Source organism: Azospirillum sp. UENF 211521 (assembly GCF_058780535.1).
This window is the reverse complement of sequence record NZ_JBSNCF010000003.1, coordinates 597,396-621,548: the sequence shown is the minus strand read 5'-3', so window position 1 is coordinate 621,548 and position 24,153 is coordinate 597,396. Positions and strand designations below refer to the sequence as shown.

General features: G+C 69.5%; 6 protein-coding genes. All 6 read left to right on the top strand.

Going from position 1 to position 24,153, the window contains the following annotated elements:
- The first annotated feature begins 14 nt into the window (after nucleotides 1–14).
- The 6 genes from ACWPN5_RS27520 to ACWPN5_RS27495 all read left to right on the top strand — a co-directional run bounded on the left by ACWPN5_RS27520 (nucleotide 15) and on the right by ACWPN5_RS27495 (nucleotide 24,126).
- A complete protein-coding gene (locus ACWPN5_RS27520; RefSeq protein WP_145681981.1) occupies nucleotides 15–1,214 on the top strand; it encodes a mandelate racemase/muconate lactonizing enzyme family protein in 1,200 nt (399 codons plus the stop codon).
- A 45-nt stretch (nucleotides 1,215–1,259) separates the two neighbouring features.
- Entirely contained in the window at nucleotides 1,260–2,024 is a 765-nt protein-coding gene (locus ACWPN5_RS27515) for an SDR family oxidoreductase (protein ID WP_492298550.1), read from the top strand.
- A 124-nt stretch (nucleotides 2,025–2,148) separates the two neighbouring features.
- Entirely contained in the window at nucleotides 2,149–2,814 is a 666-nt protein-coding gene (locus ACWPN5_RS27510) for a GntR family transcriptional regulator (RefSeq protein ID WP_492298549.1), read from the top strand.
- Between the two features lie 149 nt (nucleotides 2,815–2,963).
- Complete coding sequence (locus ACWPN5_RS27505) at nucleotides 2,964–3,782, top strand: FadR/GntR family transcriptional regulator (RefSeq protein WP_200476574.1); 819 nt, start codon at nucleotides 2,964–2,966, stop codon at nucleotides 3,780–3,782.
- A gap of 847 nt (nucleotides 3,783–4,629) precedes the next feature.
- Nucleotides 4,630–6,189, top strand: a complete 1,560-nt coding sequence (locus tag ACWPN5_RS27500) for a ShlB/FhaC/HecB family hemolysin secretion/activation protein (RefSeq protein ID WP_247888214.1) — start codon at nucleotides 4,630–4,632, stop codon at nucleotides 6,187–6,189.
- 21 nt (nucleotides 6,190–6,210) lie between these two features.
- Nucleotides 6,211–24,126, top strand: coding sequence for a filamentous hemagglutinin N-terminal domain-containing protein (locus ACWPN5_RS27495; protein WP_492298547.1), 17,916 nt, complete (start codon nucleotides 6,211–6,213; stop codon nucleotides 24,124–24,126).
- The last annotated feature ends 27 nt before the right edge of the window (nucleotides 24,127–24,153 follow it).

Genomic DNA, 24,153 nt, shown 5'->3' with positions numbered 1-24,153 from the left:
TTTGCGAGTGACCAATGAAAATCACGCAACTGGAAACCTTGAGGACGGAGGAGTTCTCCAACGTCGTTTGGGTCCGCGTCCACACCGACGCCGGAATCGTCGGGCTCGGCGAGACCTTCTACGGGGCGGGCGCGGTCGAGGCGCACATTCACGATGTCCTGGCGGCGCGCCTGCTCGGCAAGGACCCGCTGCGCATCGAGGCCCACGCCCGCGAGCTGGTGAACCTGCCGATGGCGCAATCCTCGACCGGCGCCGAGTACCGCGCCGCGTCGGCCATCGACCTCGCGCTGTGGGACATCCTCGGCAAGGTGTGCGGCCAGCCGGTGCACCAGATGCTGGGCGGCCTCTGCCACGACCGGGTGCCGGTCTACAACACCTGCGCCGGCTACGGCTACGTGCGGTCCAACAAGATCAAGCCGGTCGACACCTGGAACCTCGGCTCCAGCGAGGGTCCCTACGAGGACCTCAACGGTTTCATGACCGACGCCGGCCGGCTCGCCGAGAGCCTGCTGGAGCAGGGCATCACCGGCATGAAGATCTGGCCGTTCGACCCCGCGGCCATCGCCAACGACGGGCGCTTCATCACCGCCGAGCAGATGAAGCGCGCGGTCGAGCCCTTCGAGAAGATCCGCAAGGCCGTCGGTGACCGGATGCAGATCATGGTCGAGTTCCACTGCCTGTGGAACCTGCCGACCGTCAAGAAGATCGCCCGCGTCCTCGAGGACTACGAGCCGACCTGGTACGAGGACCCGATCCGCATGAACTCGGTCAACGCGCTGGCCGAGCTGGCCGGCTCGACGAGCGTGCCGATCTGCGCGTCGGAGACGCTGGGCTCGCGCTTCCCCTACAAGGACATGCTGGAGGCCGGGGCGATCGGTGTGGTGATGACCGATCTGGTGTGGACCGGCGGGCTGACCGAAGGGCGCAAGATCGCCGCGCTCGCCGACACCTACCATCGCCCCTACGCGCCGCACGACTGCACCGGGCCGGTGGCCTACGTCGCCGCCGTGCACTCCTCGCTGTCCAACCCGAACACGCTGATCCAGGAATCGGTCCGGGCCTTCTACACGGGCTGGTACACGGAGCTGGTCACCGAAGTGCCGCGCATCGTCGACGGCCACGTCCTGCCGATGGAAGGGCCGGGCCTCGGCACGGAACTCCTGCCCGCCGTCTTCGAGCGCCCCGACCTGAGCGTCCGCCGCAGCAGCCTCTGACCGGCAGCTTTCAACCGGCAGCATTTCAACGAAAGACCCGCCATCATGACGACCATGTTTGACCTGACCGGCAAGACCGCGCTCGTGACGGGATCGGCCCGCGGCCTTGGCAACGCCATCGCCGAAGGGCTGGCCAAGGCCGGCGCCGCGATCATCCTCAGCGACATCAACCCCACCGCCCTGGCCGACGCCGCGGCCAGGGCGCGCGACAAGGGCTACACCGTCCACGAATCGGCCTTCGACGTGACGGACGAGGACGCGGTGACGAAGGCCTTCGCCGATCTCGACGCGCAGGGGATCACCGTCGACATCCTGGTGAACAACGCCGGCATCCAGATCCGCAGCCCGCTGGTCGATTTCCCGGTGGCGGATTTCCGCAAGGTCATCGACACCAACCTGACCAGCGCCTTCCTCGTCGGCCGCGAGGCGGGCCGCCGCATGGTCGCGCGGCGGGCGGGCAAGATCATCAACATCGGCTCCCTGACCAGCGAACAGGCCCGCGTCACCGTCGCGCCCTACGCCGCGGCGAAGGGCGGCATCCGCCTCCTTACCAAGTCGATGACCGCGGAGTGGGCGGAGTTCAACGTCCAGGTCAACGCCATCGGTCCGGGCTACATCGTCACCGAGATGAACAAGCCCTTGATCGAGAACGAGGAGTTCGATTCCTGGGTGAAGAAGCGCACGCCGGCGCGGCGCTGGGGAAACCCGACGGATCTGGTCGGGACGGCGGTGTTCCTGGCCTCCCCGGCCTCCGACTTCGTCAACGGCCAGCTGATCTTCGTCGATGGCGGCTTCATGGCCATCTACTGATCGCGCAACGGCGCTCCCCCGTCCGCCCCCACGTTGCGGGCGGATGGGAGTAGCCGGTCCCATCGGAACAGGTCCGACCAGAATGAAGCCGACCCCGTCGCGGCCTTGGCATGCCGACTCCCGCATGATCCACCGGGATCTGCGCAACGCCATCGTCTCGTTCCGCCGCCGGCCGGGCGAGACGCTCGCCGAGCGTCCCCTTGCCGAGGCTTATGGCGCCAGCCGCCCGAAGGTTCGGCAGGCGATCAACCGGCTGGCCGACGAACAGCTGGTCGAGCGCCACCCGCACCATCAAGGGATGCGGGTGGCGCGCATTCCCCTGCGGGCGTTGCCGGAGGCCGGGGAAATGCGCAAGGCCCTCGAAACCCGCGTCGTCCGCTACGCGGCCCGCCGGGCGACGCCCGATCAGATCGCGCGCCTGCGCGCGTCCGTCGAACGGCAGCGCGCCTGCGAGACGGCCGGTGACATCGACGGCTTCCACGCGGCGGACGAGGCGTTTCACGCCCTGCTGTCCGAGGTTGCCGGCCATCCTGGCTTCTGGGACACCGTCGGGCGGATCAAGGCGCAGATCGACCGCTGCCGCCGCCTCGGCCTGCTGGTCTTCGGGAGCATGGGACCGGCCATCGAGGAGCATGATGCCATGGTCGCGGCCATCGCCGCGCGGGAGCCCGACCGGGCCGCCGCGCTGATGGCCAGCCACCTCGACGGCGTGGCCGGGACGATCGCCACCTTGCGCCGCGTGGTTCCATGCTATTTTTACGAACCCGACGACCCGTCTTTCTCTCGCTGAGACACGCGCGGGGAGGGCCGGTGCCATGCCGCCGATTGGTGGCGGCAGCCCCTTTCTGCCCAGGCGTGCGGTTGACTTGTCCGCCACGGATGCCTAAAGAACTGGAACCGCTGCGTACCAGCGAACCAGTTCAGCGACCGGAGAGCGGCATGGATGATCCCGAATTCGACGTCTCCCGCCACCTGCAGAAAATCAAGGTCCGGCGCCCACCCGACATCATCATCGAACAGATCAGCGACCTGATCGCGCGCCGCATCATCAAGGCGGGACAGAAGCTGCCGGCGGAACGGGTGCTGGCCGAGCGTTTCGACGTCAGCCGCGGCACGGTGCGCGAGGCGCTCCGCCGCCTGGAATTCTTCGGGATCGTCCGCACCTCGCCGCAGAGCGGCACGGTGGTGGAGAATCTCAGCGAGCATGTGCTGCTCGGCCTGATCAACAACATCCTCAACGCGGACGACACCAGCCCGGAGATGCTGATCGAGGTGCGCGGCGCCCTGGAGGCCCTGTCCGCCCGTCTGGCGACGGAGCGCGCGCACAGCGGCCAGATCGACGAGATCCGCAAGGCCCAGCGGCGGATGCGCGAGCAGGCGGAAGCCAACGCCTACACCTTGGAGGAGGATCTTCTCTTCCACCTCAAGGTCGCGGAGGCGACCAACAACAATCTGCTCCGTTCGCTGATCGCCCTGATGGGGCCGGATGTGCTCCGCTTCTCGCATCAGCACGCCACGTACAAGGATGGCCGCATGCACGCCGCGGCGAACGAGCACGATGCGATCATCGAAGCCATCGAGCGCCGTCAGCCGGAGGAGGCCGAGCGGCTGATGAAGCAGCACATCGACAAGTCCTACGAGCATTACCGCCGCAACGGCAGCGCGGACGATCACCCTGAGAACGACGGGGCCAAGAGCGACAAGCCGGCGCGCACCCGGCGCGCCAAGGGAGCGAAGTCCCTGCGGGAGCCCGAATAAGGGCGCACCCTCCGCCACTCGCTGATTCCGCGCTCGGCCCGCGCACAAGCCACAGCCGCCCGTCCCGCCATGGGCGTCGTCAGTTTCTTGCGGCGAGACGCCTGAGCGCGGCGCCGTCGCGCATCGTCGCGGCCAGAAGACAAATCCGGCGGGTCTTCGTGCCCACCAGCGTCTTCGGCCGCCGGGCCCTCGCCGCCGCCGGACCGCCGCGCGTCGCCGTCCGCCGGATGGATGTCCCCTCGCGCTGCTCCCGTGTTCGCGCCGGATTTCAATAACCTGTTCCTCGCCGAACCGGCCTTTTTTCCTGTCCGTCTGCTTGCTGGACGGGCTGTGAACTCAGGGTGGAAACGTGTCAGGGATCAGGGCGCCGAACACGGCCCGCCCACGCGCCCAACGCGATGATCCTGCCATCCATGACCTTGAAAACGCGCGGGTCGGCGTGAGGTCGGCGCGTGCGAGGACCTATGTCAGGTTGCGGCTCGCCGCTCCGGAAGTCCTCATGACAAGGTTATGAATGTTACAAATTCCGACAAACTAGGACTAACACCATCTCCAAAATCGTATGATAGAAATAGCTACCTCAGATGGAGATCCGACGGGGTCTTCGTTAATCAAAAGTTAGCAACGACCATCGCGCGAAGGTATCGGTCCCATGAATTTGTCCACCAAAGCCGCCCCTTCAATCCCTGTCCTTAAAAAAGATATGGATAAGAAAAAAGCGTCAAGGTGGGCGTGCGTCGCAGCAAGCGCTATTCTTGCTGGATTCGTGGCTCCTGCATTCGCTCAACAGTTGCCGGCGCAGCTCCCCTCGGGCGCGGAACCCCGTCCGGAGGCGCCGCGCCCGGTGATGCCGCTGCCCTCCGTGCCGGGCGGTGCGGTGACCGTGCCGAAGGCTCCGGCGGCGGAAGCCCCGGCGGGGGCCGAGAATTACCGCCTGACGCTGCGGGGCGTCACGATCGAGGGCGCCACCGCCTACAGCCAGGACAGCCTGAAGACCGCCTATCAGGACCTGCTGGGCCGCGAGGTGTCGGTGGCGGACCTGTTCAAGATCGCCAACGACATCGAGTTCCGCTACCGCAACGACGGCTTCATCACCAGCCGGGTCATCGTTCCCGCCCAGACGATCGAGGACGGCACCTTCCGCCTCCAGGTGGTCGAGGGCTTCGTGTCCGACATCACCTATCCCGACGACATCGGCCCGGCGCTCGTCGCGGTGAAGCGGCTGGTGGAGCCGCTGCGCGGCGTCAAGCCGATCAACGTCGCCGAGGTCGAGCGCCGCCTTCTCCTGGCGAACGACCTTGCCGGCCTGACCGTGCGCGCCAGCCTGGAGCCGGCGCCGGACACGCTCGGCGCCTCGGTGGTGGTGGTGAAGACGGACCGCAAGGCGGTGGACGCCCTGGTGTCGGTCAGCAACCGCAACACGCCCTATCTCGGCACCGCCCAGACGACCGCGACGGCGGCGCTGAACTCCTTCGGGCCGAACGCCGACACGGTGAACCTCAGCGGGCGCGTGTCCTCGCCGGCATCGCGGGCCTGGTCGGTCGGCGCCGGCTATCAGGCGCTGGTGACCGGCGACGGGCTGACCTTCTCCGCCACCGGCTCCTATTCCAAGTCGCGGCCCGGCCTGACGCTCGACCCGCTGGACGTGGAAAGCTGGGTGGCAGCTGGCGTGGGCACGCTCAGCTACCCGGTGATCCGCTCGCGCCTGGAAAACCTCCGGGCCGTCGGCGAGTTCGAATACCGCGACGTGAACACCGACATTTCCGGCGACCGCTTCAACCGCGACCGCCTGCGCATCCTGCGCGGCGGCTTCAGCTACGACCGGACGGACGGCTGGGACGGCATCACCGCGGTGCGCGGCCTCGTGCACCAGGGGCTGGACATCCTCGACGCGACGAAGCTGGGTTCCGCCTACGCCTCGCGCGAGCGCGGGCGCAGCGACTTCACCAAGCTGACCGCCGACATCACCCGCGTGCAGCAGCTGCCGGCCAACTTCAGCATCCTCGCGACGGCCACCATGCAGGCCGCCGGCACGCCGCTGCTGGCCAGCGAGCAGATCGCGCTGGGCGGGCCGAGCTACGGCCGCGCCTTCGACGAGGGCGAGATCTCCGGCGACAGCGGCTGGGCCGGGTCGCTGGAGCTGCGCTACACGCCGGTGGTGCCGGAGAACGCCTTCGCGCAGGCCGTCCAGATCTACGGCTTCGTCGATGGCGGCGAGGTGTGGAACCGCTCCAGCCTGGAGCAGAACAGCCGCAATTCGCTGGTCTCGGTGGGCGGCGGCGTGCGCGCCAGCCTCGTGGAACGGCTGTTCGCGACGCTTGAGATCGACAAGCCGCTGACCCGCCGCGTCGCGACCGAGGGCGACAAGGACATGCGGGTCTTCTTCAACATCACTGCGCAATACTGATAGGGCCGGGGGAAACAGGACATGGGCAAGGGCAACGTCACCACCACCTCCGGCTTCACCGAGATCCCCGGCGCGCGCCGTCACCGACAGACGCTGCGCCAGCGGCTGCTGCTGTCGTCCGCGACGGAGGCGCCGCAGCGCGGCGGCGGCACCCGGCGCCAGCGCCGCGCGGCGAAGGCCCGGGGCGGCGTCGACTTCGCGCGGCTGGCGCTGCGCAGCGTGATCGGCGTGGCGCTGTCGACCCTGTTCGCGGGCGCGGCCTACGCCAACCCGCTGGAGGGCACCGTCACCGCGGGTGCTGCGACCATCCAGTCGTCGACCCCGAAGTCGATGGAGATCCTGCAGTCCACCGACAAAGCCATCATCAACTGGAAGTCCTTCAGCATCGATGCCGGTGAGAAGGTCACCTTCCAGCAGCCCTCGGCCGCCAGCGTCACTCTGAACCGGGTCACCGGCGCCGACCCGTCCAAGATCATGGGCAGCCTGTCGGCCAACGGCACGGTCATGCTGGTCAACCCCAACGGCGTGGTGATCGGCGCCGGGGCGAAGGTGGACGTCGGCGGGCTGGTGGCGACCACCGCCAACATCTCCGACGCCAACTTCATGGCGGGCAAGTACCAGTTCGACCAGGCCTCCACCAAGCCGAACGCCATGGTGGTGAACGAGGGCGACATCACCGTCAAGGACAGCGGTCTCGCCGCCCTGGTGGCCCCGCATGTCCGCAACTCCGGCGTCATCCGCGCCAAGCTGGGCAAGGTCGCGCTGGGCGGCGCCGAGACCTTCACGCTCGACTTCCACGGCGACGGGCTGATCAGCTTCGACGCCAGCTCCGCCGTCAAGACGGTGGCGAAGGACGCGGACGGCAAGCCGGTCGCGGCGCTGGTCGTCAATTCCGGCGAGATCGCCGCCGAGGGCGGCAGCGTCACCCTGTCGGCGCGCGCCGTGAAGGGCGTGATCGACAACGTCATCAACACCGACGGCGTCATCAAGGCCACCTCGGTCGGCAGCGCCAACGGCAAGATCGTCCTGTCGGGCGGCGACAGCGGCAAGGTCACCATCGGCGGCACCGTCGACGCCAGCGGGCGCGGGGAGGGGCAGACCGGCGGCACCGTCGTCGCCACCGGCGCCGAGATCGTCGTCAAGAAGAACGCCCGCGTCGACGCCTCCGGCAGCAAGGGCGGCGGCGAGGTCGCCATCGGCAGCAAGACGGGCCGCTCCGGCACCTGGTCGGACAAGGCGACGGTCGAGGCCGGTGCCACCCTGTCCGCCGATGCCGTGAAGTCCGGCAAGGGCGGCAGCGTGACGGTGCTGTCGCAGAAAAGCACGAAGCACGCCGGTAAAATCTCCGCCCGGGGCGGCGCCGAGGGCGGCGACGGCGGCTTCGCCGAGGTGTCCAGCCACAAGGACATCACGCTGACCGGCAGCGTCGACCTGACAGCACCCAAGGGTGCGGCCGGCACCTTCCTGCTCGACCCGGAAAGCCTGCGCATCGTCAGCTCCGCCGGGGGCAGCCAGAACGGCGCCGCGGCGGACGGCACGATCGGCGTCAACGACCCCAACCAGGGCACCGGCGACAACGTCAACACGGTGTCGAAGCAGGTGCTGGAGAGCATCGCCGGCAACGCGAACATCGTGCTGGAGGCGTCGGGCCTCATCACGGTGGAGACCAGCCTCGACCTCCAGACCACGACGGGCCACAGCTTCACCCTGCGGTCGCTGACCTCCAGCGGCATCGCCTTCACCGACGCCAGCTACGAGATCCGCACCGACGGCGGCGACATCGTGCTGGAAGCCAACGGCATGGCCAGCAACCTGACCAACATCGGGAAGCTGACGACCCGCGGCGGCGCGGTGCGGCTGACGGCCACCAACAACGTCCAGCTCGCCAACCTGATCGACACCACGCCGGCCTCGGGCAGCGCCGGCGCGGTCTCCGTCAAGGCCGAGAGCGGCTCGCTGAGCGCGCTGGACGCCGGCCGGATCGTCGGCGGCCCGGTCACCCTGACCGCCGGCGGCGACATCGGCGCCACCGGCGCGGCGGTGTCGACCAGCAGCACCCAGCTCTCCCTGGTCACCGGCGGCAACCTGTTCGTCACCAACGACCGGACGCTGACCGACCTCTCCGTCACCAGCACGCACCGGGCGGCCGGGGTCGACAGCCAGTTCTTCGTGGCCTCCACGGGCCTGACCTTCACCGTCACCGATTCGGCCGGCACCACCGCGCTCGACACGGTCGGCCAGACCGGCGGCCTGAACAGCTTCGCCTTCACCAGCGACCGCAACATCCAAGTCGGCACGGTCAGCGCCGGAACGGGGGCCGTCGCGCTGGCCAGCACCGCCGGCAACATCACCGGCACGGGCGCGAGCCTGCTGACCGGCGGCGCGCTGACGCTGACGGCCAAAGGCTCGTCGGGCAGCAACGGCGGCATCGGCACGTCGCTGCAGGCGCTGAACACCGCCGGCACCAGCCTGACGGCCACGGCCGGCAGCGGCGGCCTGCATCTGTCGAACGCCGGGGCTCTGGCGCTGACCAGCGTGACCACCAGCGGCGGCACCTTCGTGACCGCCTCCGGCGACCTCACGGTCGGCGCGGTGTCCGTCGGCAGCAACACGCTGACCCTGACCAGCAGCGGCGGCAGCATCCTGAACGACGCCGACGCCTCGACCACCATCAGCTCCTACAGCCTGGTCCTGAACGCCGCCGGCAGCGTCGGCACCAGCGGCACGGCCCTGACCGCCAGCTCCTACAACATCGACGCCACCTCCGGCGCGGGCGGCGTCTTCCTGACGACGTCGGGTTCGGCGGTGCTGGGCTCCATCGTCTCGACCAACGGCGACGTCGCCATCACCACCGGCGGCACCACCGCCATCGGGACGATCACCAGCGCCAACGGAACCAGCACCATCGCCGTCACGGCGAACGGCGCGGCGTCGGACATCACCGCGACCACGGTCAATGCCGGGGCCAACGGCGACGTCACCCTCACGACCGCCAACGGCAGCATCTCCGCCCTGTCCGGCACGATCACCGGCGACAACGTCACCCTCGCCGCCGGGGGCAACACCTCGACCGTTATGGTGAACACCGCGGCGAAGCGGCTGACGGTCACCAACAACGCGGGCAACGTCACGGTCATGCAGACCGGCGCCGTGACCGTGGAGAACATCACTTCCACCGGCACGTCGGTTTCGCTCACCGTCACCGGCGGCGCCGCCACGCTGGGAACCATCAAGGCGTCGAACTCCGGCGGGATCTCCGTGACGGCGACCGGTGGCGCGATCCTGGGCAAGGACGCCAGCAACCGGCTGTCCGCCGGCATCATCAGCCTGACCACGGACGGGGCCATCGGCAGCTCCGCCACCCATCTGCGCACCTCGACGGGGTCTCTGACGCTGAGCAATGTCGGGGATCTGTATCTCGACAACAGCGGTGTGATCCTGACCGGTCTGGCGATCACCAACCGCCATGTCGGCGGGGCCGCCAACGCGCTGGACCTGACCTCCGAATACTTCAACTTCGTGGTCGGCGACAACGGCACCGCGACCATTCTGGAAGCGATCGGCAGCCCGAAGCTGTCGACCCTCAGCTTCAACAGCGACATCGACCTGATCGTCGGCGATCTGGCCACGGTGGGGGTGGGCGGCAAGGTCACGCTGACCTCCACCACCGGCAGCATCCGCGACGACGGCAGCGTGAACACGCGGATCGACGCCGACACCGTGACGCTGAGCGCCGCGTCGGGCAGCCTGGGCGACGTCTCCGCTCCGCTGGGGCTCAACGCCACGAAGCTGACGCTGACCACCGGCGGCGACCTGCACGTCACCAACCTGTCCGACATGGCGGAGCTGACCGTCACCAGCACCCATGCCGACACGACTGTGGTGAACGGCTACACGATCACCGCGCCGAACTTCATCTTCGACCTGACCGACGACGCCACCAACGGCTATCTGCTGCGCACGCTGGTCGACACCACCGGCCAGATCTTCTCCTTCAAGGGTGACCGCGACATCCGGCTGGGCCGGGTCGATTTGACCTACAAGAACGGCGTCCTTCCCGACAACGGCACGCCTTCGCCCAGCGAAACCTACAGCATCTTCAACGCCGAGACGACGAACGGCTCCATCCTGGACGACGGCTCGAAGACCACGGTGGTTCTGGCCGGCTCGGTCAATCTGGTCGCCAGCAAGGCCATCGGCAGCGGCACGGGCACCGAATATCTCGACGTCGTCACCCCCGTCCTGAACGCCCGTGCGTCGGACGGCGGCATTTACGTCACCTTGCCGACCTCGACGGGCGTCAGCAACCAGAAGAACCTCGTCACGCTGGGCAGCCGCTTCTTCAGCGCCGCCAACAACCCCATCGTGGTGACGGCGACCTGGGGCGACATCGCCTTCGGCTCCGGCTTCTCGTCCAGCGCCAGCAGCGACATCACGGTGACAGCGACCCACGGGTCGATCCTGAACCCGAACAGCGCCACATTGCGTGGTGGCGACACCGGAACGGTGACCCTCACCGCCGGGAAGGACATCGGCTCCGCGTCCAACGCCCTCGCCGTCAGGGGCGGCACGGTGGTGGCCAATGCGGGCGGCTCCCTGTGGCTCGGCCTGACGGGCGGGAACGCGGTCGCGCTGAACAGCCTGACGGCAGGCGGCGACATCAGCGTCGCGCAATCCAGCGGAACCATGACCGTCGGATCGGTCAACGCCAACAGCGGCACCGGAACGGTCACGCTGACGAACAGCAGCGGCAACATCCAGGACGATTCGAACAGCGCGACGCTCATCGCCGCCGGCAAGGTCATCCTGAGCGCCAACGGAGGCGTCGGCAGCACCAGCGCGTTGAATCTGGCGACGGCGAACCTGTCGGTCACGACGGGCGGGTCCATCGGCATCACCAACACGATGGCGCTGACCGACCTGACGCTGACGCGCGGCTCCTACTCCGGCGGCACGATCGGGATCACCACGGTCAACGGGCAGGTCTTCACCCTGTCGGACAGCTCGTCGCAGTCCACGATCCAGACGGTCACCAGCAGCACGGCGCTGAACTTCGCCTTCAATTCGTCGCGCGCGGTCAAGGTCGGCACCGTCAACGTCGGGTCCGGCGGCAGCGTCGCCATCGTCTCGTCCAGCGGCGTCACCAACACCGGCAACGGCAGCAAGATCACCGCCGGCAAGGTGTCGCTGGAGGCGGGAACCAGCTCCTCCATCGGCGATTCGACCCTCTACGGGGCCATCGGCCTCGACACCGGCGACCTGTCGCTGACCGCCGGGCGGAACATTTACGTCGACAACAACGGGCGTGCCTTCAACAGCCTGGCGATCGCCAGCACGAACAGCACTGTCAGCTCTTCGACGGCGAGCACCTTCTCGATCGGCAGCACCGGTTCCCAGATCTACTCGCTGGCCGACAACGGCACCACGAACACGATCGACATCACGGGTGCGGGCAACAGCAACTTCAGCTTCTCCGGCAAGAAGCACATCGTGGTTTCCGAGATCGTCGCCACCGGCGGCTCGGTCAGCCTGACGACGGCGGGCGGCGGGGAGAACTCGACGATCACCATGTCGGGTGGCGGGGCCATCGCGGCGTCCTCCGTCACCCTGTCGGCCAACGGCACCGGCACCAACGGCGGCTCCATCGGCACCAGCACGCGGGCGGTGAAGACCTCCGCCTCCTCGCTGACCCTGGTGAGCAACGGCGACCTCTACATCAACAACAGCAACACCGCGCTGACCGCGCTGGATGTCACCGTCACGCACAAGACGTCCACCGCTACGGGCACCTATCAGTTCAACGCCCTCGGCTCGAACCGCAGCTTCACGGTGACGGAAGCCAACGGCATCCAGACGCTGGCCCTGTCCACGCCGAGCAATGGCAGCATGAATCTGCGCTACAGCGTGGATCGCGGCATTGTGGCCGGCACCATCGACGCCGGCACCAGCTCCACCGGATCGGTGGCGCTGATCTCCACCGGGTCGGCCTCGGGCGCGTCGGGGGGGCCGTCGATCAACGGGTCGGGCACGATCACGGCGGGCTCAGTCTCCCTGACCGCGACCGGCGGCAGCGGCAACGTCGGCGGCACCAACCAGGTGCAGACCAGCACGCAGAAGCTGTCCATCGCGTCGGGCGGCAACGTGGCGGTCAGCAACAACACGACCCTGACCGATCTGACGCTGGACTTCCGGCACAACAAGTCCGGCGGCGGCACCAACACCTATTCCATCAGCTCGACCGGCCTGACCGCGTCCTTCAGCGATGCGACGACCCAGGAAGGCCTGACGGTGACGAACGTCACCCAGAGCGGGCTGAAGCTGAACATCAGCAACGACAAGGCCCTGCGGATCGCCAAGATCGATGTCGGGAACAGCGGCACCGTCGACCTGACGGCCAATGCCGGCACGTCCGCCATCAACGCCTCGAACAGCAGCGGCGCTGCGATCACCGCGGGCAGCCTGACGCTGAAGGCGACCAGCGTCGGCCACACCAACGGCAGCGGCTCGTACTTCACCACCCAGGTCGGCACGCTGTCGGCCAATCTGACGGGGTCGCTGACGCTCAGCAACACCGGCACCCTGACGCTGAAGGATGTGAAGGCCGGTTCCTCGGCGGACATCAAGGTGACCAGCAACGGGTCGCTGCTGCAGTCCGGAACCAAGCCGCTGAGCGCGGACAGGGTGACGCTGACGGTCGAAGGGGGCTCCATCGGGGCGTCCGGCACGCCGTTGCTGACCGAGACGCGGACCCTGCAGGTGACCGCCGGGCGCAATGTCTATCTGACGAACAGCGCCGACCTGCACGCCCTCAGCCTGGATGTCCGGCACGCCTCGACCGGCGCGCAGAACGTCTACGACATCCGGTCGGAGGCGCTGACCTTCGCACTGACCGACACCAACACCGGCAGCCAGTACACCCTCGGCAACGTCGTGGACGCGAGCGGCCTCGACTTCTCGTTCAAGAGCGACAACAGCGTCGCGCTGGGAACGATCAACGGCGGACTCGCCCGCAATGTGACCATTGAGACCACCGGCACCGGCAAGGACATCCTCAGCAACGGCAGCTCGATGGTGACCGCCGGCACGGTCACCCTCACCGCGACCGGCGGCATCGGTCAGGCGGGATCGTCCTCCAACCACATCGCGACGCTGGCCGACACGTTGGCGCTGACCACGGCGACCGACGCCTTCGTGGACAACGGCAAGGACCTGACCGGCCTGTCGCTGACCAGCTCGCGGACGACCGGCGCCGGCACCTACCAGATCACCGCGCCGCAGCTCGTCTTCACCATGACGGACGACGGCACCACCACCACGCTGTCCAATCTGACCGACACCACCGGTCTCGCCTTCAAGCTGAACACCCAGCACGCGCTGTCCATCGGCACGCTCAACGTGCAGAACTGGGGCACCGTCGACCTGACCAGCGCAGGCGCCATCACGGGCGCCGCCTCGGCGAACGCCGGCAACCCGGCCAACCGCATCACCGCGGGCACCGCGACCCTGAGCAGCGGCGGCGGCATCGGCTCCTCCAGCAACAACATCCACCTGTCGGCGTCGTCGGCGACCTTCAACGTGAAGGGCGATCTCTACGTCGAATCCGACACCCGCATCGGCACGCTCAAGATCAAGAGCGCCCTGTCGACCATCAACGACCGCACCTACAGCCTGACCTCGGTGAACAGGGCGGGCGCGGCCATCGCGCTGAGCGGCCTGGAGAGCAGCGCACAGGCGGTGCTGGTCTCGCTGAACGACGCCGACGGCGTGCGCTTCTCCTTCGACAGCCATCGCAAGCTGTCCATCGGCGGCCTGGACGTCGGCAAGACCGGGACGCTCACCCTGAACGCGGCGCCCGGGATCGTCGGGGTCGGCCATTCCACGCTGAAGATCAACGCCGGCATCGCGAGCCTGACCGCCTCTTCCGGCGCGGTGGGCAAGACCGGGGGCGAGTTCATCGCGGTCACCGCCGGCAACCTGACGGTGAAGGCCAACGACGGCGCGGTGATCAACCTGCGCGGCTCGACGTACATCGACGAGATGGTCATGGGCGGTGCGCTGACCCTGAACAACTCCATCGGCGACATCGCGCTCGGCTCCATCTCCATGAACGGCGCCAACGCGTACATCAACAACCAGGGCGGTTCGATCCTCAGCGGCACGATCAGCGGCAGCAATCTGGTGAACCTGACGGCGACCGGGTCCATCGGCAACGTCTCCGCCATTGCGACGCAGGCCAATTCCACCAGCACCACGCTGACCGCAAGCGCCGCCGGCAGCATCGCGGTGTCGGAAAGCAAGAGCATGATCGCCCAGTCGGTGGTGAGCACCGGCGGGGGTGCGATCAAGCTGTCCACCGGTTCCACGGGGGCCGGCCTGCTGACCGCCGGCACCATCACCACGACCGGGTCGGTGTCGCTGACCAGCGGCGACGGCAGCATCGACGCCAGCAACGGCAATCTGGTGTCCGGCGGCAGCGTCGAGCTGTCCGCGATCAATGGCGGCATCGCCGCCACGGGCTCGACGCTCAACGTCGCGACGACCGATCTGACGATCAAGACGCCCGGCACCTTCAAGGTCGCCGACACACTCGACCTCGCCAAGCTGACCATCGACCGCACGCCGTCCACCGGAACCGCCACGTCCGGCACGATGAGCCTGACGGCGACCAACTTGAACTGGAACGTCACGGACAGCGGCGGCGTTACCACCTTCACCACGCTGACCGACAGCACCGGCCTGGACTTCACCTTCAAGGCTCCGGGGGCCATCGCCATCGGCACGGTGAACACGGGCGCCTCGAGCACGGTCAGCCTGACGGCGACGGGCAACAGCGCGACCGCCGGCAGCATCACGGCGGTGAACAACAGCTCCACCATCACCGCCGGCTCGCTGAAGCTGGACGCCCAGAAAAAGACCAACGAGCAGGGCAACAGCAGCGCCATCGGCAGCAACGCCACGGCGCTGGGCATGAACGTGTCCAGCCTGACCGCCAGCAGCGGCTCGGGCGGCCTGTTCGTCAAGAACGCGGCGGGGTTGAACCTCAGTTCGATCACCACGGGCGGCGCCCTGACGGTGATCGCGGCGGCCGGCGACCTGACCGTCTCCAACCTCTCCTACGACAGCAGCAAGGCGCTGACCCTGACGGCGACGGCCGGCCGGATCCTCAGCGGGGGCTCCAGCCTGAGCCTCGGCTCCGGCAGCGCCACTCTGACGGCGGGGGCCGGCATCGGAACGGCGGATTCGGCGTTCAAGGTCACGACGTCCAGCACCGGGGCATTGACCACCAACGTCACGGGCACGGGCGGAGTCTATCTCAACATCGCCGGGTCTCTGACGGGCGGGCTGACGGCCGCCGTCCAGAACGGCCCGGTGGTGGTGACGAGCAGCGGCAACATCACGCTGACCAACGTCGCCATCGCCACCGACGCGGCGGGCAACTCCATCGCCGTGACCTCGACCGGAGGGTCGATCACCGCCGGGACGGTGACGGCGGGCGCCAACAACGGGTCGGTCACGCTGAGCGCCACCGGCAACGGCGGCAAGATCCTGGCCGCCAACGGCGGATCCGCGGTCACCGGCAAGACCGTGGTGCTCAACGCCAAGGCCGGCATCGGCACCTCCTCCGCCCGCGTCGGCGTGGGCGGCGCCCAGGTGCAGGCGAACGGCGGGTCGGGCGACATCTATCTGAGCACGACCGGGGCCACCGCGCTGGCCTACGCCGCGACGACCGGCGGCAAGATCGACGTGCTGGCCGGCGACCGCCTCCAGGTGGTCAGCGCCAGCACCGGCGGCGGGGCGATCACCATCGCCTCCACCGCGGTGGACGCCGACATCATCGCCGGCGGCATCAACGCCGGCAGCGGGGCGGTCACGCTCAGCTCCACCGGGGGCGGCGTCTATGACGACGGCCTTGCCGAGACGCGGATCGTCGGCGGTTCGGTCTCGCTGACCGGCGGCAAGGGCGTCGGCACCTCCAGCCGGTCCGTCCAGACCACCACCGGCGGCCTGACCCTGGCGAGCGCCACCGGCAGCGTCTACGTGACCGACGACACCGCCGCCGGCGTCACCGTCACCTCGGCCACCGCCTCCAGCGGCTCGGTCACCATCGGGTCGGCCGGCACGATGACGGTCCAGTCGGTGTCGGCCAACACCACCAGCGGAGCGGTGGCGCTGACCGCCGCCGGCTCCATCCTGGGCAGCGGCAACGGCACCCATGTGACCGGCCACTCGGCCAGCCTGACCGCCAACGGCGGCAGCATCGGCACGGTGACCGACGCCGCCACCGGCGCCGGCACGCCGATCAAGATGAACGTGTCCAGCCTGACCGGCCTGACCGCCAACGGCTCCACACCGGTCATCTCGGTCGACAACATCAACAGCGCCGCCCTGACGCTGACCAACAACCTCGTCACCCTCGGGGCGGGCGGGTCCGCCTACATCCGCACGGCCGGCAACCTGGACGCCAGCGCCGGCCTGTCGATGACCAGCGGCAACCTGCTGCTGCAGTCCGGCGGGGTGCTGACCCTGCCGACCACGGCGATCAACCTCGGCACGGGCGCTCTGACTCTGAAGGGCGCCACCGACGTGGTGGCCGCGGGCGCCTCGCCGCGCTCGCTGTCGATCACCGCGGGTTCGCTGACCTTCGCCAGTGGCTCCAGCGGCGGCAACACCACCCTCAACACCACGGTCGGCACCATCGACGCCAGCCTGACCGGCTCCGGCAAGAACCTGACCGTCAACAACACCGGCACGCTGACGGCGGCGACCCTCGGCGCCAACGGCACCGTCACCGCCACCAGCAGCACCGGCATGACCGCGACCTCGGTGACCGGCGTCGGCACGGTCAGCCTGACCGCGACGACGGGCGACCTGACGGTCGGCACGGTCAACGCCGGGACGAACGGAACCATCAACCTGTCGGCGGCGGGTGGCAGCCTGCTGACCGGCAACGGCACCAGCCTGACCGGCGGCGCGCTGAACCTGACGTCGAACACCGGGATCGGGACCAGCACCGCCGCCTTCACCAGCAGCATCGCCAACATCTCGGCGATGGTGACCGGGACGGGTGGAATCTATCTGGCCGGCACCAGCTTCAACCTGGGCAACCTTTCCACCACCAACGGTGACATCGCCGTCACCGCCAGCGGCGCCATCAGCGACGGCAACGCCACCACCGGCATCACGGCCGGGGGCAGCGGCACCATCTCGCTGGTCTCCACGGGCGGGGCGGTCAGCCTGACCAAGGCGGTGACCAGCACCGGTCCGGACGACACCCGGGCGAGCGTGACGGTGCAGGGCACCACCATCGCCCTGGGCACCGTCACCAGCACGGGCGCGCAGACCTACACCGGCAACACCACGCTGGGCGGCGCGCTGTCCGGCAAGTCGGTGACCGTCACCGGGAACCTGGCCCTGTCGGGCGGCAACCGCACGGTGACCGCGACCGGCGGCGACCTGTCGGTGACCGGCACGCTGAACGGCGGCGGCTACGGGGCGACCCTGAACGCGGCGCAGGGCGGCGTGACGCTGGGCGGAGCGGCCAGCAACCTTTCCTCTCTGTCGGCCACCGCCGGGACCATCGACCTGCGCGCCGTGACGACAGCGGGTGCGCAGACCTACACCGGCGCGACCAGCCTCCAGGGCGCCTACGCCACCGGAAACGGCGCCTTCACGGTGACCGGCGCGACGACGCTGGCGGGCGGCACCACGGTGAACTCGGGCAGTGGAAACGTTCTGTTCAGCGGCACGGTGAACGGGGCCAACTCGCTCGTGATCACCAGCAGCGGCGCGACCCAGTTCACCGGCACGGTGGGCGGCACGACGGCGCTGACGACCCTGACCATCGACGCCGGCGGCACCAGCAGCGTGAAATCGGTGACGACCACCGGCGCCCAGACCTACAGCGGCACGGTGACGCTGGATGGTACCTACACCACCGGTGCGGTCTTCTCGGCCATCGGCGCGGTGACGCTGGCCGGCAACACGACGGTGGACGGCACGTCGAGCGTTGTGTTCATGAGCACGGTGGACGGCGCCTATGCCCTGGCGGTCAACAACAAGGGTATGGCGCAGTTCAACGGCACGGTGGGCGGCACGACGGCTCTGGCCAGCCTGACCACCGACGCCGGCGGCACCAGCAGCGTGAAATCGGTGACGACCACCGGCGCGCAGACCTACAACGACGCGGTGACGCTCGACGGCACCTACAGCACCGGCAGCGGCGCCTTCACCGCCAACGCGGCGACCACGCTGGCCGGGGCGACGACGGTGAACGGCGGGGCGGTTCTGTTCGCCGGCACGGTGGACGGTGCCCAGTCCCTGGTCATCAACAGCAAGGCCGCAACCCAGTTCACCGGTACGGTGGGCGGCACGACGGCGCTCGCCAGCCTGACGACGGATGCGGGCGGCACGAGCAGCCTGAAGTCGGTGACGACGACGGGGGCCCAGACCTACAACGACGCGGTGACGCTGAACGGCACCTACACCACCGGCGGCGCCTTCACCGCCAACGGTACGGCGACCCTGGCCGGCGACACGACGGTGAACGGCGGTTCGGCGGTCCTGTTCGCCGGCGCGGTGGACGGCGGCTACGCCCTTGCGGTCAACAACAAGAGCACGACGACGTTCAGCGGCACGGTGGGCGGCACGACGGCGCTCGCCAGCCTGACCACCGACTCCGCCGGCACGAGCAGCCTGAAGTCGGTGACGACGACGGGAGCCCAGACCTACAACGACGCGGTGACGCTGGACGGCACCTACACCGGCGGCACCGTCACCACCAACGCGGCGGCGACGCTGGGCGGGGCGACGACGGTGAACGCCGGGACGGCGACCTTCAACGGCACGGTGAACGGCGCCCAGGCGCTGACCATCGCCGGGACGGGCACGGCGCAGTTCAACGCGGCGGTGGGCGGCACGACGGCTCTGGCGAGCCTGACCACCAACGCGGGCGCCACCGTCAGCCTCCTCAACGTCGCCACCACGGGCGCCCAGACCCACGGCGCCGCCACCACGCTCAACGGCACCTACACCACCGGCGGCGCCTTCACCGCCAACGGGGCGGTGACCCTGACCGGCGACACGACGGTGAACGGCGGATCGGCGGTCCTGTTCGCCGGCACGGTGGACGGCGGCCATGCCCTGGCGGTCAACAACAAGAGCACGACGACGTTCAGCGGCACGGTGGGTGGCACGACTGCTCTGGCGAGCCTGGCCACCGACGCCACCGGCACGAGCAGCCTGAAGTCGGTGACGACGACGGGAGCACAGACCTACAACGATGCGGTGACGCTCGACGGCACCTACACCGGCGGCAGCTTCACCGCCAACGGTGCGGCGACCCTGGCCGGCGACACGACGGTGAACGGTGGTTCGGTGCTGTTCGCCGGTACGGTGGATGGCGCCCAGTCCCTGGTCATCAACAGCAAGGGCACGACAACGTTCGCCGGCACGGTGGGTGGCACGACCGCTCTGGCGAGCCTGACCACCGACGCCACCGGTACGAGCAGCCTGAAGTCGGTGACGACGACGGGTGCCCAGACCTACAACGACGCGGTCACTCTGGACGGCACCTACACCGGCGGCAGCTTCACCGCCAACGGTGCGGCGACCCTGGCCGGCGACACGACGGTGAACGGCGGGTCGAGCGTGCTGTTCGCCGGTACGGTGGATGGCGCCCAGTCCCTGGTCATCAACAGCAAGGGCACGACGACGTTCGCCGGCACGGTGGGCGGTACGACGGCGCTCGCCAGCCTGACCACCGACGCCGGTGGGACGACGAGCCTGCGCAACGTGGTCACCACGGGCGTGCAGACCTACAACGACGCGGTCACGCTGCACGGCCTCTACAGCGCGGGCAATGCCTTCACCGTCAACGGTGCGGCGTCGCTGGCCGGCGACACGACGGTGTACGGCGGTTCGGCGGTGCTGTTCGCCGGCACGGTGGACGGCGCCCATGCCCTGGCGATCAACAACAAGAGCACAACGACGTTCAGCGGCGCGGTGGGCGGCACGACGGCGCTCGCCAGCCTGACCACCGACAGCGGCAGCGCCAGCCTGAAGTCGGTGACGACGACGGGCGCGCAGACCTACAACAATACGGTCACGCTGGACGGCACCTACACGGGCGGCACCGTCACCACCAACGCGGCGGCGACGCTGGGCGGAGCGACGACGGTGAACGCCGGAACGGCGACCTTCAACGGCACGGTGAACGGCGCCCAGGCGCTGACCATCGCCGGGACGGGCACGGCGCAGTTCAACGCGGCGGTGGGCGGCACGACGGCTCTGGCCAGCCTGACCACCAACGCCGGCGCCACCGTCAGCCTCCTCAACGTCGCCACCACGGGCGCCCAGACCCACAACGCCGCCACCACGCTCAACGGCACCTACACCTCGGTCAACAGCCCGATCACCTTCAACGGTGCGACGACGCTGGCCGGGACGACGACGGTGGATGCGGGCTACGGCACGATCACCTTCAACGGGACGGTCAATGGGACGGTCAACGGCGCCCAGGCGCTGACGGCGACCTCGACCGGGGCGATGGTGTTCAACGCGGCGGTGGGCGGTACGACGGCGCTGGCCAGCCTGACCACCGGCACGGGCTACACCAGCCTCGTCAACGTGACCACGGCGGGCGACCAGAGCTACGGCGGCGAAACCAGCCTGATGGGCAGCTACGCCACCGGCAACGGCGCCTTCACCGTCGCCGGGCCGGTGACGCTGGCGGGGACCACCACGGTCGATGCCGGCAGCGGCGCGGTGACCTTCAACGGAACGGTCAACGGCGCCCAGGCGCTGACCATCAACGGCAGCGGCGCCACGCAGTTCAACGCGGCGGTCGGCAACACCACGGCGCTCGCCAGCCTGACCACCGACGCCGACGGCTCCACCAGCCTCAAGGCGGTGACGACCAGCGGCGCCCAGACCTACAACGACGCGGTGACGCTCAACGGCACCTACACCTCCGCCGACAGCGCGATCACCTTCAACGGTGCGACGACGCTGGCCGGGACGACGACGGTGGATGCGGGCTACGGCACGATCACCTTCAACGGGGCGGTCAATGGGACGGTCAACGGCGCCCAGGCGCTGACGGCGACCTCGACCGGGGCGATGGTGTTCAACGCGGCGGTGGGCGGTACGACGGCGCTGGCCAGCCTGACCACCGGCACGGGCTACACCAGCCTCGTCAACGTGACCACGGCGGGCGACCAGAGCTACGGCGGCGAAACCAGCCTGATGGGCAGCTACGCCACCGGCAACGGCGCCTTCACCGTCGCCGGGCCGGTGACGCTGGCGGGGACCACCACGGTCGATGCCGGCAGCGGCGCGGTGACCTTCAACGGGACGGTCAACGGCGCCCAGGCGCTGACCGTCAACGGCAGCGGCGCCACGCAGTTCAACGCGGCGGTGGGCAACACCACGGCGCTCGCCAGCCTGACCACCGACGCCGACGGCTCCACCAGCCTCAAGGCGGTGACGACCAGCGGCGCCCAGACCTACAACGACGCGGCGACGCTGGACGGTGCCTATCAGGCCGGCACGGTCTTCACGGCGGCGAAGGCGGTGACGCTGGGTGGCGACAGCCGGATCACCGGCACCGGCGGGATCGTCCTCGCCTCCACCGTCGATGGCGGGCGGGCGCTGACGCTGACCAGCGGCAGCGGCGACATCCTGCTCGGCGGTGCCGTCGGCGGCACCAGCCGTCTGGGGGCGCTGGCGATCAACGGCGGCGGCACCACCACCGTCACCGGCGCGGTGAAGGCGGCCTCGCTGGCGACCGACGCCACCGGGATCACCATCCTGAACGGCGGCAGCGTCGACACCACCGGTGTGCAGAGCTACGCCGATGCGGTGACGCTGGGGACCGACACCGTCCTGACCGGCACCCAGGTGTCGCTGTCCGGCGGCATCGACGCGGCGGAGGCGGGCCGTCAGGGCCTGACGATCGCCGGCAACGCGGCGCTCACCGGCACCCTTGGCACCCGGCAGGCGCTGGCCGCGCTGACCGTCGGCGGCGAGACGCTGCTGACCGGTGCCACCGCCGTCACCAGCGGGGCGCAGGCCTACGGTGGCGCGGTCCGTCTGGCCGGCGCCCCGTCGGTCCTGACCGGCACCGGCATCACCTTCGCCGGGACCTTGGACGGCGGGCAGGCCCTGGCCGTCACCAGCGGGACCGGCGACGCCGTCTTCGCCGGAACGGTCGGCGGGACCGAGCGGCTGGGCGCCCTGGCGGTGAACAGCGCCGGCCAGACCCGCTTCGCCCAGTCGGTCCGCGCGGCTTCGGTCGTCACCGATGCGGCGGGCACGCTGGCCCTGAACGGCGGTTCCGTCGACACCACCGGGACCCAGACCTACGGGGAACGGGCGGTGCTCGGGACCGACACCCGTCTGACCGGCGGCACGGTCGTGCTGGCCGGCGGGCTCGACGCGGCCACCCGTGGCGGGCAGGGGCTCACCATTGCCGGCAACGCCGTCATCAACGGCGCGGTCGGCGGCACGCAGGCGCTGAGCCGCCTGTCGGTGACCGGCACCGCCGCCCTGAACGGCGGCGCGGTGACCACCGTGGCGGAGCAGAGCTTCGGCGGCGCGGTGACGCTGGGGACCGACACCGTTCTGACCGGCGGGACCGTCTCCCTGCTGAACGGCGGCAGCGCCGCCAGCGCCGGAGGGCAGGGGCTGACGGTCGAGGGCGACGCCGTCCTGGCCGGGGTCTTCGGCGAGACCGGCGCCCTGCGGCAGATCGCCGTCAGCGGCGGCACCCGCCTGGACGGAGCCACCATCACCACCACCGGGGCGCAGCGCTTCGGCGGTGCCCTGACGGTGGCCGCCGCCAGCGCGCTGTCCAGCACCGGCGGCGACCTCGTGTTCGGCGGGACCGTCGACAGCGCCAACCGTTCGGCGCTGTCGCTGGACGGGGCGTCCATCCGGGCGTCGGGCGACATCGGCGCGTCGGGCCTGATGGGCGATGTCACGGTGCGGACCTCGGGCGGCGTCTTCTACGACGGCGCGGTGACCGTGCGCTCGCTGACCCAGACGACGGGCGGCGAGAGCCGCTTCGCCAAGGCGTTGACCGCCACCGGGACGGACGGCCTCCGCCTGACCGGTGCCGGCTTCACCTTCGGCGCGGCGGTGAACAGCGCAGGCTCGCTGGCCCTGGTCACGACGGATGCGGCGGGCACCGTGACCTTTGGTCGTGATGCCACGGTTGTCACGGAGGGAGGCTTTACCCAATCCGGTGGATCGGGCATTGTTCTGCCCGCCAGCATTACGGCCAAGACCGGCCCGATCACGCTGGGCGCCGTGGCGTCCCTGCCGGACGGCCAAGCGTCCATCGCGGCGGGCGGCCCCATCACCATGGCGGGGCTCCAGGGCAAGGCCACCATGCTGACCATGGCGTCCGACGGCGGGGCGCTGCTCATCGGACAGGAGATCGGGACCGCCTTGCAGAAGATCGACGTGCTGAGCCTGACCGTCCCCAAGGCCGGGTCCGCCCGGATGTTCGGCACCGTGGCCGGCAAGACGGACGCGTTGGCCGCCAGTGCGATCGACAGCCCGCTGCGGGCCGCCCCGTACTTCATCAACAACACCCCCTGGGGTCCGACGGAGCAGGTCAGCCGGGTCGCCGCCACCGTGGTGGTGGTGGTCCCGGTTCCCAGCACCCCCGGCGTCACCAGCCTGTTCACCGGCACGACGACCCGCGCCGGGCTCACGCCCAACGCCCTGGCCGCCTACGCCGCGCCGCAGGTTCTCACCCTGGCCGGCACGCCCCCAACCCTGACCGGCGCGGGGGCCCAGCCGGAGGTTCTGTCCACGGGCGCCGGAACCACCCCGTCCACCACCGGCGCCGGCGCGCAGCCGGAGATCCTGACCACCGGCCCCGCGCCGTCCGCCACTGGCAACCAGCAAACGGAGGAGGAGGAGGCGCGCTGAGGCGCGCCTTTCTCCACGGCCTTACCC

What these genes read in the sequence shown, in the direction of transcription:
- ACWPN5_RS27520 (WP_145681981.1), top strand. Translation starts at nt 15, where the DNA reads ATGAAAATCACGCAACTGGAAACCTTGAGGACGGAGGAGTTCTCCAAC.
- ACWPN5_RS27495 (WP_492298547.1), top strand. Translation starts at nt 6,211, where the DNA reads ATGGGCAAGGGCAACGTCACCACCACCTCCGGCTTCACCGAGATCCCC.
- ACWPN5_RS27505 (WP_200476574.1), top strand. Translation starts at nt 2,964, where the DNA reads ATGGATGATCCCGAATTCGACGTCTCCCGCCACCTGCAGAAAATCAAG.
- ACWPN5_RS27515 (WP_492298550.1), top strand. Translation starts at nt 1,260, where the DNA reads ATGACGACCATGTTTGACCTGACCGGCAAGACCGCGCTCGTGACGGGA.
- ACWPN5_RS27510 (WP_492298549.1), top strand. Translation starts at nt 2,149, where the DNA reads ATGATCCACCGGGATCTGCGCAACGCCATCGTCTCGTTCCGCCGCCGG.
- ACWPN5_RS27500 (WP_247888214.1), top strand. Translation starts at nt 4,630, where the DNA reads ATGCCGCTGCCCTCCGTGCCGGGCGGTGCGGTGACCGTGCCGAAGGCT.